This window comes from Nostoc sphaeroides (assembly GCF_003443655.1).
GTDB lineage: Bacteria > Cyanobacteriota > Cyanobacteriia > Cyanobacteriales > Nostocaceae > Nostoc > Nostoc sphaeroides.
In genome coordinates this window covers 6,012,036-6,026,976 of sequence record NZ_CP031941.1, presented here as the reverse complement: position 1 = coordinate 6,026,976, position 14,941 = coordinate 6,012,036, and the positions used below count along the sequence as shown (strand labels likewise).

General features: G+C 41.3%; 15 protein-coding genes and 1 pseudogene. 10 read left to right on the top strand and 6 right to left on the bottom strand.

The annotated features are described in order from the left end of the window. Positions 1-144: 144 nt before the first annotated feature. A complete protein-coding gene (locus D1367_RS26990; RefSeq protein WP_118169784.1) occupies positions 145-1,818 on the top strand; it encodes a SpoIIE family protein phosphatase in 1,674 nt (557 codons plus the stop codon). Between the two features lie 3 nt (positions 1,819-1,821). Continuing rightward, entirely contained in the window at positions 1,822-2,247 is a 426-nt protein-coding gene (locus D1367_RS26985) for an ATP-binding protein (RefSeq protein WP_118169782.1), read from the top strand. 83 nt (positions 2,248-2,330) lie between these two features. Here D1367_RS26985 and D1367_RS26980 read toward each other — a convergent pair whose 3' ends face one another. Further along, entirely contained in the window at positions 2,331-2,747 is a 417-nt protein-coding gene (locus D1367_RS26980) for a ketosteroid isomerase family protein (RefSeq protein WP_118169779.1), read from the bottom strand. 836 nt (positions 2,748-3,583) lie between these two features. Here D1367_RS26980 and queG point away from each other — a divergent pair. Both queG and D1367_RS26970 read left to right on the top strand, forming a co-directional pair. After that, positions 3,584-4,558 (top strand): tRNA epoxyqueuosine(34) reductase QueG, encoded by a 975-nt coding sequence (gene queG, locus D1367_RS26975; RefSeq protein ID WP_118169776.1) that lies wholly within the window; start codon positions 3,584-3,586, stop codon positions 4,556-4,558. After that, complete coding sequence (locus D1367_RS26970; RefSeq protein WP_118169773.1) at positions 4,533-5,171, top strand: HAD-IA family hydrolase; 639 nt, start codon at positions 4,533-4,535, stop codon at positions 5,169-5,171. Before queG ends, D1367_RS26970 begins: the two co-directional genes overlap by 26 nt. Before the next feature lie 142 nt (positions 5,172-5,313). On the opposite strand, the gene D1367_RS26965 is transcribed toward D1367_RS26970, so the two are convergent. Further along, complete coding sequence (locus D1367_RS26965; RefSeq protein ID WP_118171669.1) at positions 5,314-5,688, bottom strand: hypothetical protein; 375 nt, start codon at positions 5,686-5,688, stop codon at positions 5,314-5,316. Positions 5,689-5,909: 221 nt separating this feature from the next. Here D1367_RS26965 and D1367_RS26960 point away from each other — a divergent pair, with 221 nt between their 5' ends. Next, positions 5,910-6,440 carry an orange carotenoid protein N-terminal domain-containing protein gene (locus D1367_RS26960; RefSeq protein ID WP_118169770.1) on the top strand — a complete coding sequence of 177 codons (531 nt, stop codon included), beginning with the start codon at positions 5,910-5,912 and terminating at the stop codon, positions 6,438-6,440. Between the two features lie 438 nt (positions 6,441-6,878). Here the strand turns inward: D1367_RS26960 and D1367_RS26950 are convergent, their stop codons facing one another. Further along, positions 6,879-7,643, bottom strand: a complete 765-nt coding sequence (locus tag D1367_RS26950) for an ABC transporter ATP-binding protein (RefSeq protein ID WP_118169766.1) — start codon at positions 7,641-7,643, stop codon at positions 6,879-6,881. Positions 7,644-7,826: 183 nt separating this feature from the next. Beyond that, positions 7,827-7,955 carry a hypothetical protein gene (locus tag D1367_RS32965; RefSeq protein WP_267255602.1) on the bottom strand — a complete coding sequence of 43 codons (129 nt, stop codon included), beginning with the start codon at positions 7,953-7,955 and terminating at the stop codon, positions 7,827-7,829. 129 nt (positions 7,956-8,084) lie between these two features. Here D1367_RS32965 and D1367_RS26945 point away from each other — a divergent pair. The 4 genes and pseudogenes from D1367_RS26945 (at position 8,085) to D1367_RS26930 (ending at position 12,860) form a co-directional block, all read left to right on the top strand. Then, positions 8,085-8,688, top strand: a pseudogene (locus tag D1367_RS26945) (Uma2 family endonuclease). Between the two features lie 1,021 nt (positions 8,689-9,709). Then, positions 9,710-9,871 (top strand): hypothetical protein, encoded by a 162-nt coding sequence (locus D1367_RS31345; RefSeq protein WP_181984976.1) that lies wholly within the window; start codon positions 9,710-9,712, stop codon positions 9,869-9,871. Positions 9,872-10,117: 246 nt separating this feature from the next. Further along, a complete protein-coding gene (locus D1367_RS26935; protein WP_118169761.1) occupies positions 10,118-11,587 on the top strand; it encodes an efflux RND transporter periplasmic adaptor subunit in 1,470 nt (489 codons plus the stop codon). Positions 11,588-11,642: 55 nt separating this feature from the next. Then, positions 11,643-12,860, top strand: a complete 1,218-nt coding sequence (locus D1367_RS26930) for an ABC transporter permease (RefSeq protein WP_118169759.1) — start codon at positions 11,643-11,645, stop codon at positions 12,858-12,860. Here the strand turns inward: D1367_RS26930 and D1367_RS26925 are convergent. After that, the gene (locus tag D1367_RS26925; RefSeq protein ID WP_228674730.1) at positions 12,846-13,319 is read right to left on the bottom strand and encodes a response regulator; all 474 of its coding nucleotides are present in this window, start codon (positions 13,317-13,319) and stop codon (positions 12,846-12,848) included. The genes D1367_RS26930 and D1367_RS26925 overlap by 15 nt on opposite strands. A 494-nt stretch (positions 13,320-13,813) precedes the next feature. On the opposite strand from D1367_RS26925, the gene D1367_RS32960 reads away from it, so the two are divergent. Beyond that, positions 13,814-13,936 carry a hypothetical protein gene (locus D1367_RS32960; RefSeq protein WP_267255603.1) on the top strand — a complete coding sequence of 41 codons (123 nt, stop codon included), beginning with the start codon at positions 13,814-13,816 and terminating at the stop codon, positions 13,934-13,936. Between the two features lie 370 nt (positions 13,937-14,306). Here the strand turns inward: D1367_RS32960 and D1367_RS26920 are convergent, their stop codons facing one another. Further along, positions 14,307-14,918, bottom strand: a complete 612-nt coding sequence (locus D1367_RS26920; RefSeq protein ID WP_118169755.1) for a hypothetical protein — start codon at positions 14,916-14,918, stop codon at positions 14,307-14,309. Between the last annotated feature and the right edge of the window lie 23 nt (positions 14,919-14,941).

Here is a 14,941-nt window from a genome sequence, read left to right as displayed (position 1 = left end):
ATTGAGCGAACAGTTATCAAGTTTTAAAACACTGATAACTGAATAGCTGTTGAAAATGATTAGTTATTAATTTTTTGTTGTTTCTCAGGTGGGATAAAAATTATATTATCTCGCCATTCAAATATGTGAAAACTAAAGTCAAATATGGCTGATATCGGAGTGGGAAAACTTAAGCTCATGGTGGTAGATGATGAGCCAGATAACTTAGATTTACTCTACCGCACTTTTAGGCGAGATTTTCAAGTATATAAAGCCAATCATGCCTTTGGCGCTCTAGAAATCTTGGATCAGTTTGGTGAAATGGCGGTGATTATTTCTGACCAAAGAATGCCAGAAATGAATGGCACTGAATTTTTTAGTCGCACCGTAGAGCGCTTTCCAGACACGATTCGGATTTTGTTAACTGGTTTTACTGATGTCGAAGATTTGGTGGATGCGATTAACTCTGGTCAGGTATTTAAGTATATTACCAAACCCTGGAATCCTGAACGGCTCAGAGCCTTAGTTGAGCAAGCTACTGATACATATCGTCTAGTTAAGAAGCGCACGCAAGAATTGGGTCGGGCCCTACAGCGAGAATCTTTATTTAATGCTGTAACAACGGCAATTCGAGAGTCTTTAGACTACGACAGTATGCTGCAAAAAATTGTCGCAACTATTGGACAAACATTTGAAGCTAGCAATTGCTTACTCAGACCAGTAGAGGGCGATCGCCTCACACAAGACGAGTTCTCATACCGCGATCCGAAATCTGATGTATCAGATTGCTTATTCGACCCCAGTGTTTTAATTGAAAAAGTGCTGGAAACCCGTCATTATCAACTCGCTCAAGATGTCTATGAGGGTAATCCTTCTCACCACCTAGTAGTACCACTTAGCTATCAGCAGCAATTATTGGCTGTGCTGGTTCTTCATCAATGGGGACGCGATCGCCCTTGGCAAGACGAAGACATTCAACTGATTGCAGGTGTTGCCGAACAAGCAGCCTTAGCCCTCTCTCAAGCAAAACTCTACCAGCGCCTTCAAGAAAAGCAACAGCAAATTCACAATGAGTTGGAAGTAGCCCGCCAAATTCAATACAACTTGCTACGCCAAACTTTACCTGACATCAAAGGTGTGAAGGTGCAAGCCTGCTGTTACCCAGCGCGGGAAGTAGGAGGCGATTTTTTTGAAGTGTTTGTCCATCCCAAAGGCGACTTGTGGCTGGCAGTGGGTGATGTCTCTGGCAAGGGCGTTCCAGCTGCTTTATTTATGGCTAGTATTATTTCAGTTTTGCGCCGAGAACTATCTCAAGAAGCACCAGCCGAGCCAAATGTGGTCATGCAGAACCTCAACCACGCTCTCAGTGAAGACTTAATTAGCAACAATTATTTCATCACCCTTGTCTTAGCCTGTTATACCCCTACCACTAAGGAACTCGTCTACACTAATGCCGGTCATATTTATCCACTGTTATGGTCACGCCAAGGTGCTTTAGCCGACAATCCCAATTACCTGAAAGTTCGCAGCGTTCCTTTAGGGATCTTGCCTAAGTGGCAGGCACAGTCTGGTCGCTTGGTTCTCGCGCCTGGAGACACATTGTTACTAGCTAGCGATGGAATTACAGAAGCTACGGTATCAAATAATTTTGATTCTACAGTAAAAAGCGAGTCTGGCGTTGACCCGGTTAACCGTTCGATGCTGAATCAAGATGGTCTTTGGCAACTCTTGCAACAAGAGGAACAACCGCTTTCTCTAAACCATTTACTAGCTCGCATCCAGGCAGATAATCAGGTTCAAGAAGATGATCAAACTATACTTTCACTGGAGATTTTGTAAGTAATGAAAAGTGAGCTTCACGTACCAAGTGACTTAAGTTTTCTTAATATTGTCGAAACCTGGCTGCTGGGATGTTTGAAAATCCAGCTAGGAGAATCTGTGGATTGGTCACGGCAATCAAGTCGTTTGAGGCTGGCTTTAGTAGAAGCCTACTCAAATGCAGTCCGTCATGCCCACAAGGATAAACCAAATTTACCAATTTTACTGCGTTTGGAAGTTAAAAATCGGGATCTTGCCCTCGAAATTTGGGATTACGGCGAAGGCTTTGATATGTCTAACTACTATGCTCCGAACCCTCTGGAAAAACAAGAAGGGGGTTATGGTTGGCTAATTATGAATCGTCTCATGGATAAAGTAGACTACCAGTTGCAGATTGATGGTGCCAACTGTCTAAAGTTAGAAGCTACTTTACCCGAATTAGTAAAATAGACGTAATGTGTTATGTGAATTTACTGTGATTGGATTTTGTTTGGGGTACGCTCAAACATTGCCTAACTTTTTATACTTATTTGCTACTTTTCACGACGTAAAGAAAGTAGCTCTTGGGGAGAAGCTAAAAGTTTGATTTTAGTATATGAAATTTGCCGTTGTTCGTTGAGGATAAATAACCACAAGACATTCACACTACACCACGAAGTTTGTGCTTTGCCTGTTACTTGGACTTGAATCGTAGCGTTTTCTAAAGCCTCCGCTATTCCGGTGTTAGGATAAGCTTTAATGTTTTGGCATTCTTGTTTTAAGTAGACTGCGATCGCATCTCTCCCCACAATATCAGATTCAAATGGTGGACGCATCACACCATCTACCGCAAATAAGGCAGCTGTTGCCTCAAATTCTCCTGCATTTAAGGTTTCAAAATAACGCAGTACACTTGTTTCTGTAATTCCCTCAATCTGGAATTCTTTTTTCAACTGTTCAGCAGAGGTCACGTCGCTTCGCTCCAAATTCAAAATTTAAAATTAACAATCTCCATAAATTTATTTATGGAGATTGTATCCTTTTTTAACTTTGGTCAGATAATTATTTGTATTATAGCGGTGTGCAGTTCAGTAAGATACAAAAAAAATGCTGGAATGATTTGACAGCAAGGATTTTGGTGTTCTCATCCAATCGATAACCGCTATATGCTACCTAAATATTAATTTCAATACAAAAATAGCTAAAAAGAAACCTGCTGTTGAGATAGATTGCCACATTTGTATAAATCTTCCTGACGATGGTTGAGATTTTGCAATATAGCGGTTCTCAATTGTATGGATACAGACCACTCGTAGGGGTTAAGTTTTGCTTATTGGTGTCAACTTAAGCTCAAACTCCTTTCAAATCTCGTTTCCAGCCAGAGGCTGGAAATGCTGATCGTTGGGCTGCTGCCGCGAGTTCGGGAGGCGGAGCCTCAACGATGGGCATTCCCAGTCGGAGACTCTTGACGAGGCAATCTTTTAAAGCTCTGTCTAGGCTGGCTTTTACGTTAAGTTTACACCTATGAGCAATGCTGTGCCCAAAGCATGTTTTGAATCCAAACGAAAACTGCTATAAGTAAAATTTATAAGTAAGTCAGCACAATAAAAGCAACCTATGTTAAGAAAAGTAAACAAGGCTTAAACCCTTTTTCCCTCACCCAGAACTGCCCCCTACCCCCTGCCTTATCCCAACCATAATTATTTATGCCGACCTAATTAGAATAAGCAACAAATGTTAATCAAAGATATTGACTACGTAATGTAAAATAAAATCGCCTTTATTTAGGCAAAATCCAGATAAAAAAATGAATCAGTATTCCGTAACAAGCAGCAATGTAGTGAAAGAGAAAGCTGGCGAGTTGGGCTTTCACAAAGTGGGAATTGCTGCTGTAGATAGAGTAGATGCTATAGAAGCGCAGAGGTTACAAGCATGGATTGAACTGGGTTATCACGCTGATATGGAATGGATGGCTAACCCAAAACGCCAGGATATTCGCAAAGTTATGCCAGAGGCGCGATCGCTTGTGTGTGTGGCGCTAAATTATTACACACCAGATCAACGTCCCGAAGGCGAGGAATACGCCAAAATTTCTCGTTATGGCTGGGGAAGGGATTATCACAAGGTGATGCATAAAAAACTCAAGCAGCTAGCTACATGGTTAAAATCACTTGGTGAAGATGTATTAGCTCGTTATTATGCAGACACTGGCCCGGTGCAAGATAAAGTGTTAGCACAACTTGCCGGAATTGGTTGGATTGCCAAAAATGGTAATGTGATTACACCAGAATATGGCTCTTGGGTATTTTTGGGAGAAGTGTTAACTAATTTGGAATTAGAGAGCGATCGCCCGCATACAGAACACTGCGGTAGCTGTACTCGTTGTCTTCAGGCTTGTCCTACGGGTGCAATTACTCAGCCTTTTGTCGTGGATGCTAATCGCTGCATTGCTTATCATACTATTGAAAATCGGGCAAAGGAATTGCCAGAGACAATCACACCCAATTTACAAGGCTGGGTTGCTGGTTGCGATATTTGCCAAGATGTTTGTCCTTGGAATCAACGTTTTTCCCAAACAACTGATATTGCAGAGTTTGGGCCAAATCCAGCGAATATTGCTCCCCACCTGCTAGAATTAGCCCAAATCTCAGATCACGAGTGGAATAAACGATTTCCAGCATCTGCCTTGCGGCGGATTAAGCCAGAAATGTTACGACGCAACGCCCTAGCTAATCTTGACGCATCCCGGCGAAATAATGACCCCGAAAGTAATTATTTTTGATTTTGATGGCACTATTGCTGATACAGTAGATGCCCTTGTAAGTATTGCCAATCGTCTAGCTGTAGACTTTGGTTATAGACACATAAGCCCAGAGCAATTATCCCTACTTAAAAACTTAACATCTAGGGAAATTATTAAGTACTCAGGAGTTTCTCTATTTAAGATACCTTTTTTAGTTAAAAAAGTTAAAGGAGAATTAAAAAACAAAATCCCAGAATTAAAGCCAATTCCGGGAATTAAAGAAGCATTAATCGAACTCCAAAATGAAGGATATAAGCTGGGAATTATCACTTCTAATTCTAAAGAAAATGTGACGCAATTCCTGAGAATAAATGATTTAAATCACTTATTTGATTTTATCTACTCAGGAATTACGATTTTTGGTAAAACAACCATAATCAATAATGTATTAAGGCAAAATCAACTCCAACCTCAAGAAGTGATTTATGTTGGAGATGAAACCAGAGATATCGAAGCATCAAAGAAAGCAAATATCCAAGTGATTGCAGTAACTTGGGGCTTTAATTCACCGGAAGTACTAGCCAAGCAAAATCCAGATTTTTTAATTCAGCGGCCTAGCGAACTACTAGAAGTGATGAATGGTGGTAATTAGTCATTAGTCATTGGTCACTTGTACTGAGCGGAGCCGAAGTATTAGTCATTAGTCATCTTAACTATTGGCGATTCACTAAAACAGTAGGGTGGGCCATGTATATCAATGCCCACCCTACAAAATAGCAAAATATCAGGAAAACTTAATTTTTCCGTTCACCCTTTTCCAAAGCTTGTTTTACTAGATCATCACTGACATTAGTTACACCCTCAGTCTTAGAATTCCCAACTTCCTTTGCTAACTCGAGAAAATCATCAGGATTACCAGTTGACTGCGCTTGAGTTTTTGTCTCTACTGGTTGAGAAGTTTGATATTTAGGTGCAGTAGCTGCTTCGGCTGCTGCTGCGCCTTCACCTGTGCGATCAACATCACTAACGCTGAATTGTTGTGCAGTTTTATAATCAGCATCAAAATCGACGTTTGGAGCTTTTTCTTCACCACTAGCTATGCTTTCGGCAGCTAATTGAGCATCATGGGTGGAAGCTTCATTAACATTGGGCTTTACTTCATCAGGCATAATTAAAATCCTTAGATTAAATTTTTTATTGCTTACTTGAAAAAGCATAACAAAGTAATTAGTTCTTTTTATGTTCCTTTAGGAGAGACTTTACCTCTATTAAAAGATAGATTAAAGCTGCAATTTGCAATTAATATAACTCTTTCTCTCGATAGTAGAGGGTGATGCTCAAACTTTGTAACCCTTAGTTTAGCCTGTAAAATTTCTTTCGCAATAAAATTATGACTGCAAGTTACGATAAAACTATTTCTCAAGCCCAGAGCAATGAATCTCAAAATTTGGTAGATGCTTTTAACAATTTAGATACCGATGCAAAATTAGCCTGGTTCTATTTAGTTTATAAAAAAATGGGTGATTCTATCACACCCGCCGTTCCTGCTGCGGCCGAACCTGAGTTAGCACCACTTCTGTTAGGAGACTATTTTGAGTTATCAGATGAGCAACAACTAGATATTATGCGGGATATAGTTAACCGCAAAGATACAGAATATTCCCGCGCTTATGGGGCGATAAAAGAAAACAATCAACTGTTAGTTTGGTATGCTTGGGCAGTAGCTATGGGGGATACGGTGGTTGACTTACCAGCTAGCTATGAACCAACTAAAGCAATTAATGATCTGGTTTCCCAGATTGAAGGATTAGATTTTGACGAGCAAATTTCGGTGTTTCGGACAATAGCTGGTGAAGTGGGTTACACCGATGTTAAGCCAATTGAGACGCAAGCAGAAACTGGAAAAACGTCCAGTTTGTAATTGGGACTGGCGACTAGTAGCGCAAGGCAAAAGTCAAAAGTCAAAAGTTACACATGCTTTAATTTTGGGCTTTCTGGCTGTTTTGAACAGTTATCAGTTAACGTGACGACAAGTACTTTTCTGACCTCTCCCCCAACCCCTCTCCGACACGGAGAGGGGAGCAAAAGACCTAATTTTTCGTTACTCCTCCCTCGCATTGTAGGAGCTACGGTGTATACACAAGTCGAATTACCCCCCTTAATCCCCCCTTATAAAGGGGGGAAATAAGAAATAAGGGGGGGTAATAAGAAATCTAGTTCCCTCCCCTTTATAAGGGGAGGGTTAGGGTGGGGTAAAACCTTGGGTTTTTCAGCTATTTCAGACTTGTGTGTACACCGTAGCGCCTTGTAGGAGAGGGAGGTTGGGAGGGAGAGGTTCATCGAATTGACGTTAATTAAGTTATGACATAGCAACGCTACTCAAGTCAGATGGTGTGAGATTAGAGTGTACTACTTGACCATCACGGAACCAAACGATGCGCTGGGTTTGACGAGCAACTTCTGGTTCATGAGTTACCATGACAACGGTAATTCCACTAGCATTGAGTTCGCTAAAAATATCTAAGACTTCTTGGGTTGTGCGCGAATCAAGTGCGCCTGTAGGTTCATCGGCTAAGAGTACCACAGGACGATTAACGATCGCCCGCGCGATCGCTACTCGTTGTTGTTGTCCACCAGATAGTTGAGTTGGTTTGTTGTTGAGGCGATTTGCTAAACCTACCCGCGTCAAAGCTTCGATGGCGCGATCGCTTCTTTCTTTTGGATTCACACTAGCATACACCATTGGCAACATCACGTTTTCTAGGGCTGTTAGTTGGGGCAATAGATGGAATTGTTGGAACACAAACCCCAGCTTTTTATTACGGATGTGTGCTAATGAGCGATCGTCCATTTGAGCTACATCGAGGTTATCTAAATAATAATGTCCGTCTGTGGGACGGTCGAGACAACCGATAATATTCATGGCTGTGGATTTACCAGAACCAGAAGGCCCCATGATTGCACAATATTCGCCCTGTTCCACGATTAGGTTGACATCATTTAGCGCTCGTACTTCTGTTTCGCCACTACCATAAATTTTGAAAATGTTTTCTAGTCGAATGATTGTTGGTTTCGGTACAGCATTAGGAACCAGAGAATCGGTAATTGTAATAGTGTTTGCCATAAAAAAATAGGTAATCTGGGACTGGGAAGAGAGTAGTTTATACTATTTTGGATTTTAGATTTTGGATTGTGAACGCCAGTGCGGCTGGTAGAGAAAGAGTTGCTGGTAATTGCTTTGAGCGCTCCGTCTGTTGTAATCATTGCTCAAATTGGTATTATCCAATTATTTCTATAGTAACCACCGTTACAAGAAAAATTTTCGGGTTGTCGTTGCGATCGCCCTGCTATTGGTAACAAACTTTGTGATGTCAGCACTGAGCATATCGCCTAAATCTGCGATCGCAACCACAGAGGTTTTTGCTTGGGAAATCACTAGCTGCAAATTCCTAACGTAGAATGCGAAGAAGCACCTGACAACTTTTGGATGCTACTTTGGAAATAATCAGAGGAGAAACTATTTTAGTCTTCTGTAACATTTGGCTTCTAGTTTAAAGACGGAACAATGACACAAGCCGACTTATCTCAAACTCTAGCCGTCAATATTCCACCCACACTTACACTCACAGTTACCCATGAGCAGTTTGTTCAGTTAGCACTAGCTAACCGAGATTTACAATTAGAACGAACTGCTACGGGAGAGTTAATTGTTATGCCACCAACCGGCAGCGATACAGGGAAGCGAAACTCTGACATTGCCGGACAACTTTGGTTATGGAACCGTCAAACAAAATTAGGTGTAGCTTTTGACTCATCTACTGGTTTTTATCTACCTAATGGGAGCGATTCGCTCTCCTGATGCTGCTTGGATACGTCAAGAAAGATGGGATGCTCTGACTTTAGAACAGCAAGAAATTTTTGCTCCAATTTGCCCTGATTTCGTACTAGAACTACGTTCTAAAAATGACTCCATAGAAAAGTTACGCGCCAAAATGAGAGAATATATAGAAAATGGCGCTTGCTTAGGTTGGTTAATTGAGCGGAAAAATCAAAAGGTGGAAATTTATCGCCAAAGTCAAGATGTAGAAGTTCTGAATAAACCTGCAAATCTGTCAGGGGAAGATATTTTACCTGGGTTTGTATTAGATTTAACCGAAGTCTGGAGTTGACAATACTAGTTTAAATGATTGTTGACTTCCTTCCTCACCCGCCTGGAACTAAAGTTCAAGGCTAATAGCAAAAGTCTACTTAAGTAGACTAAAGATTTTTGAGTATATTTAGTCATATTCAGATGTTATGGGGACTTCCAAGTAAAAAAATATTCCATTGCTATTGTTCACTGTTGACCGTTGACGGTTCACGAGTTTTCAGTCAACAGTCAACAGTCAACAGTCAACAGTCAACAGTCAACGACTTTAATGTGGAATCAATACTGCTCGGTTAAGAAGATTTGTAGGTTGGGTTGAACGGAGTGAAACCCAACAAAGCCCTGAAAATGTTGGGTTTCGTTCCTCAACCCAACCTACCTCAGAGTGCTTTTTTAGGCTTAACCGAGCAGTATTGAATGTGGAATAGTTTATTTTTTGGAGTTCCCATGAGTCAGCAATCAGGTGAATTAAGAAAGTAATATGCTTTTTTGCTTGCCCAAAACACTAAAATGAGTGCGCGATCTACTGAAATGAGAAAGCAAACTGGGGTTTGAGAAAGTAATATGCCTTTTTACTTGCTAAATCTACTGAAATGAGAAAGCAAACTGGGGTTTGAGAAAGCATTTAGTCTAAATGCTTTTTCATTTCGGTATTTTACTTATTGCAATTCGACTTTATTTGTTTTTTTGATGAAGTAACTAGCGCTCTTCTATGACTCTGGAGAGAGAATAATCCAAGCGATTAGAAATCGCGGCCATACAAACGAAGTCCACCTACGCGGATTAAGAGGGAATCAAGAGTTTGAACCCGCGCACGCGGGTTTTGTCTGTGTAGCCGCGATTTCTAATCGCCTGGTGCAAGATGTGATTGAGGAAAAATAAAGCACTTAAACCACGTCTATCTTGAAACCTGTAGTTCTTCTCTGATGAAAAAGATTTGCCCTCATCCCCCAACCCCTTCTCCCAAAATTGGGAGAAGGGGAGCCAACTTCAAAGTCCCTCTCCCAAGCTTGGGAGAGGGATTTAGGGTGAGGGCGAAAACTATGGTTCTCAACTTAGATGAGGTTTATAGTCTTTCTGCTGACGAAGTTCTACATCACAATGTGGCTAAAGTCACCCATTCAGGTGAAGGCATACAGACATCCAACACCTATTATGAAGTAAGATTAAGCAACTATGAAGCTCACTATGCGTCTAGTTGTTAGTTCATTAATAAAGATTTAACCCAAAAATTTTAACAAGTCCGTATTCCAGCACCTGCCTTTTAATATTTATGTCCCCTCAATTAACCATAGTTAAAAGGAACCCCCAACCACTCCCCACAAGCGCGGAGGGGAGCAAAAGCGCAGCTGTTTGCTCTGAAGGGGTGGTTTTACTATGGGCAATTTGATGGGCATCATCAATATAACTAAAGGCTACTCCCATAGAGCAAGATTTATAGGTTTCTAGATATGGCTACGCACATAGAAATTCCTGTTGTTGGCAAAGTTAAATATCCATTACGCTGGCTGATGGGGCTGATAGCAGGGGGTGTCTTGGTTGTTGGTACAACCACAACCTATACTCTGGTAAATCAAGGGGCAAGTAAAGAAGACATTGCTCAATTAACTGTGCCAGTAGCAGCGAAAAATGTCACGTTGCGGATTACAGCTAGTGGTAAAGTTGTGCCAGTTCAGACCGTAAATATTAGTCCCAAGAATCCTGGAGTGCTGTCGCAATTATATGTCCAACAAGGCGATCGCATTCAACAAGGGCAAATTCTCGCGCGGATGGATAGCGCAGGTATTGAAGCTCAAAGGAGCCAATACCGTGCTAATTTAGCCCAAAGTCAAGCACAATTAGCCGAAGCTATTGCTGGTAGTCGTCCTCAAGAAATTGCTCAAGCAAGAGCCCGGTTAGCACAAGCTCAAGCCCAGCTAACTCAAGCTAAGGCTGGTAATCGTCCCCAAGAGATTGCTCAATCTCAATCCCAAGTGGATGCGGCTCAAGCGAAGGTGAATTATACCAGTGAACAAGTAAAGCGTTATCAATATCTATATCAACAGGGAGCAGAGAAAAAACAATTATTCGATCAAGCCCTCAGCGAAGACAAAAGTGCTAGAGCTAATTTAGAAGAAGCTAAAAAACGATTGTCGTTAGTCCAAAGTGGTAGTCGGACTGAAGAAATCGCCCAACGTCAAGCAGCAGTTAATGAAGCACGGGCAGCATTGATACTGTTAGAAGATGGGACTCGTTCTGAAGAAATTGTCCAGCGTCAAGCAGCTGTTGAAGCGGCTAAGGCTCAATTGAAGGGTGTACAAGTGCAGTTGGAAGATACAATTATTCGCGCTCCTCTTTCGGGAATTGTTACCCAAAAGTATGCCGATCCTGGGGCGTTTGTCACACCCACAACCTCCGCTTCTGCTAGTGCATCAGCAACTTCTAGTTCAATTGTCGCTGTAGCCCGTGGGTTAGAAATATTAGCTCAAGTTCCCGAAGCTGATCTTGGCAGAATTAAACCGGGACAGCAGGTGGAAATTGTCGCTGATGCTTATCCCGATCAAGTTTTTAAAGGTAATGTGCGTTTAATTGCTCCAGAAGCAGTGGTGGAACAAGGTGTGACATCCTTCCAGGTACGGGTTGCTCTGAATACTGGTACAGATAAACTGCGTTCTGGCTTAAATGTGGATCTGACTTTTTTAGGCGATCGCGTCAATAATGCCTTGGTGTTACCAACGGTGTCAATCGTCACCGAAAAGGGTCAAACTGGCGTACTTGTACCTGATGCAAAGAATAAACCCCAGTTCCGCGAAGTGACAATTGGGGCACAAATCCAAAACCAAACTCAGATTTTAGAGGGAGTTAAAGAAGGCGATCGCGTTTTTATTAATCCACCCAAAGACTACAAAATCGAGAAGGCGAAAGAACAGAATAATTCGTAATTCGTAATACCTCGACTTCGCTCGGCACAAGTTCGTAATTCGTAATTTTTAAGACATGAATTTTTTAGAAAGTATTCAAATGGCGGGGAAAACCCTGCTGTCGAATAAACTGCGTAGCGCCCTGACGATGTTGGGTATAGTTATTGGTAACGCCTCAGTGATTGCCATGATTGGTATTGGCGAAGGTGGGCAAAAGTACGTTAATAAACAACTGGAGTCATTAGGGCCAAATGTGCTATTTGTGCTGCCAGGGAATCGAGAAACTCAGCGTATCTCCTTTGAAGTACCAAAAAATCTGGTGTTACAAGATGCGGAAGCGATCGCTTCTCAGGTTCCAACAGTAGTAGGAGTTGCGCCGGAGTTAAACAGGAGACAAGTAGTTGTATACCGCAACAGAAACACCGATGTTAACATCATTGGCACAACTCCAAGCTTTCTATCAGTGCGTGATTTTGAAACTGATAAAGGTAGGTTTTTCTCTGAGGTAGACATCAAACGAAGTAACCAAGTCGTTGTGTTAGGTGGAGACTTGGCAGAAAAACTATTTGGTAATAGTAACGCTATCGGTCAACAATTACGAATCGGAAATACTAGCTTTCAAGTGATTGGGACGTTAATAGCCAAAGGTTCCAGCGTGGGAGCAGATTATGATGATGCTGCTTTAATACCAATCACGACTTCAGCAAACCGATTAGTGGGAAAGAATTCTCCCTATGGTATCGCCTTAGATTATTTTGTGGCTGCGGCTCGTGATTCCGAGAGTGTGGATGCAGCAGAGTTTCAAATTACTAATTTACTGCGTTTACGGCACAAAATTAATGGTGAAGATGACTTTACTATCCGTTCTCAAAAAGATGCTTTGCAAACTGTCGGTCAAATTACAGGTGCATTGACAATTATGCTAGCAGCGATCGCTGGCATATCTTTGTTTGTCGGTGGCATTGGCATCATGAATATTATGCTTGTATCCGTCACCGAACGCACCCAAGAAATCGGATTGAGAAAAGCGATCGGCGCAACTGAGCAAGATATTTTGCTACAGTTCATCATTGAGGCTGTAATAGTTTCCGCAGCTGGCGGTTTAGTTGGGACTGCGGTTGGCGTCAGTGGCATTCTATTAGTGGGAGCCTTGACTCCCTTAGAAGCGGCACTTTCTCCAACAGCGATTACTATGGCAGTTGGTGTCTCTGGTGGTATTGGTTTATTTTTTGGTGTTGTTCCCGCGCGTCGGGCTGCTAAACTCGACCCGATTGTGGCTTTAAGAAGTGCTTAGTATATTAGTGTAAACTAATACATCTGGGCAAAAATTTTCCACCACATCTTCTTCTACTTGATTTATAATCATGGAAACAAATTTGTCAACGTCGAATGGTTTGAGTAAATATTCTTCAAACTCGACATCTGGAATTTGGTCATGAGTACCTGTGGTAGATGTTGAAGTCACAATAATTGGGATATGCTTTCGATTGTCTGCTTCCATAGCACTCAATGTATTTAGCAATGTATAAATACTTTCACCTAAAAACCTAATTTCACAGACAAGAATGTTGGGTGTAAACCAACTCAGAATTTCTAAAGCTTCTTTTACTGAACTAGCAGTAATCACATTTGCACTCAGACCTTGAAGTAAAATTGCGTACAAATCTCTACTATCGCGATCGTTGTCTACAACGAGTACTTCTACACCTTTGAGTATCCCATCTGCCAAGCAAAAGCCATTGATTAAATTCATAACAAGACCTGCCATTAAAGCTGTAAGTGCAAAGTGGGTTTAAAAATCCGTAAGGTAAGTAGTGTGAAATTGCGCTGGGCAACTCTTAGAGGCGCTAATGCGTCTCTAGTTGCTTCTCTCAAAAGGCGCATTCATTGGAAACGTTTCCGTACCACTCTAAGTGAGGTACGCGCAGCTTCTGTTTGAGGAGAAGAGTGGTTACAAAGAGAAGTACCAAAAGAAGGATTTTTGCTAGAAATTAGATGAAAAACTTTCTTTAATATGGCAAAGTGTTGTTTGATTTACTAAATTAGTTGATTGACTACGATACAAAACGTAATAAAAACTAATCTGGCAACCACCTATTTGCGTAATTAACCAAAAGAATTATTGCCATTCCCTGTCCTCAAGTTCCTTTATCGGCAACAATAGGATGGCTTAAATTTCCTGCCTAATAGCAGCCGTCACTTAACCAAACACCTTGCGCCGCAATACGGTTCGGTTAGGGTTTTTTGATGAAAATTATAAATCACAAAGACGCGATTTATCGCGTCTTTTGGCTTAACCGAACCGTATTGCCTAACCCCCAACTCGTTTGTATCCGGTTTGCGTGGCGCGGAACCTGTGAAGCATTATAGATTATTTGTGCTTCCTACAATGTCTAAGCTAATTTTGAGGGTTTGTAGTAAGCACTTTAGTGCTTAGAAAATAAGGACTTCAGTCCTTACTACAAACTTGGTTACCCATCAATTTAAACTTTATAGACTACTGCTCTGTCTCATTAATTCTGATTGATTAGTTTGTTACCAAAACCCTGTAAAGACGCGAAATTTCGCGTCTCTACAACCCCGCAAAATTAATGGGACAGACCACTACCTTCTCTGTCCCATTAATTTTGCGGGGCTGCTAGATACCCGACAACTTCCGCGAAGTCGGGTATCTGAACACCACTAACCTCTCAAAACTTTTGGGACAGACCACTATTGCAAGGGTAATATAGTAAAGGTTTTAGTTATTTGGCTTTTTCAAAACTACATGGAAAGAATTTAAATATCCCGTAATGGTTTTAGCTAATGTCTTTTGCTGTTTTTTTGTAGTTATTGCCATTACTTGATATAATCTTCCTTCGGCAACATACATTCTACTTTTAGTGATTTTTCCTCCAGAATTGATATACTCAATTTCTTTGCCAGGATGATTATTATAACTCCGAATATTCCTTTGACTAATTAAATTACTTTTTGTAGTCTTTAAAGCCATATCCCGTGCATTATTAAGTAAAGCTTGGGGGTCGGTTATTTGACCATAACTATAAGGAAAATCATTATAAGCAACCACATAAGCTACTTGCTGTTTTGGTGGTTGAGCGACAAATATTTGTAAGGTAATTTCCCCCATGTAAGTTTTTTGGGATTGAGTATTTCTGTTGGGGCTACCCGGCATCAAAATACTAAAACGCCCATCTGGTGCAGTGTATAGCTTCCATTGTGGCTGCACGGGTTGAGAAACTTTTGGTTTGACAACAGCCGTGGTAGGTTTAGATTGACGCGCTTCCACAAAAACAGAACCACCACAAACGAGTGTGGCGGCGATTAGTGGCAACAGAGTTTTAGTTGTCATATTTTTTGCCCTTTGAGATGCTG

Bases quoted from the DNA above. Each gene is read 5' to 3' on its own strand.
- D1367_RS26990 (WP_118169784.1), top strand. From the start codon at position 145: ATGGCTGATATCGGAGTGGGAAAACTTAAGCTCATGGTGGTAGATGAT.
- D1367_RS26985 (WP_118169782.1), top strand. From the start codon at position 1,822: ATGAAAAGTGAGCTTCACGTACCAAGTGACTTAAGTTTTCTTAATATT.
- queG (WP_118169776.1), top strand. From the start codon at position 3,584: ATGAATCAGTATTCCGTAACAAGCAGCAATGTAGTGAAAGAGAAAGCT.
- D1367_RS26970 (WP_118169773.1), top strand. From the start codon at position 4,533: ATGACCCCGAAAGTAATTATTTTTGATTTTGATGGCACTATTGCTGAT.
- D1367_RS26965 (WP_118171669.1), bottom strand. From the start codon at position 5,688: ATGCCTGATGAAGTAAAGCCCAATGTTAATGAAGCTTCCACCCATGAT.
- D1367_RS26960 (WP_118169770.1), top strand. From the start codon at position 5,910: ATGACTGCAAGTTACGATAAAACTATTTCTCAAGCCCAGAGCAATGAA.
- D1367_RS26950 (WP_118169766.1), bottom strand. From the start codon at position 7,643: ATGGCAAACACTATTACAATTACCGATTCTCTGGTTCCTAATGCTGTA.
- D1367_RS31345 (WP_181984976.1), top strand. From the start codon at position 9,710: ATGGTTCTCAACTTAGATGAGGTTTATAGTCTTTCTGCTGACGAAGTT.
- D1367_RS26935 (WP_118169761.1), top strand. From the start codon at position 10,118: ATGGCTACGCACATAGAAATTCCTGTTGTTGGCAAAGTTAAATATCCA.
- D1367_RS26930 (WP_118169759.1), top strand. From the start codon at position 11,643: ATGAATTTTTTAGAAAGTATTCAAATGGCGGGGAAAACCCTGCTGTCG.
- D1367_RS26925 (WP_228674730.1), bottom strand. From the start codon at position 13,319: ATGAATTTAATCAATGGCTTTTGCTTGGCAGATGGGATACTCAAAGGT.
- D1367_RS32960 (WP_267255603.1), top strand. From the start codon at position 13,814: ATGAAAATTATAAATCACAAAGACGCGATTTATCGCGTCTTTTGGCTT.
- D1367_RS26920 (WP_118169755.1), bottom strand. From the start codon at position 14,918: ATGACAACTAAAACTCTGTTGCCACTAATCGCCGCCACACTCGTTTGT.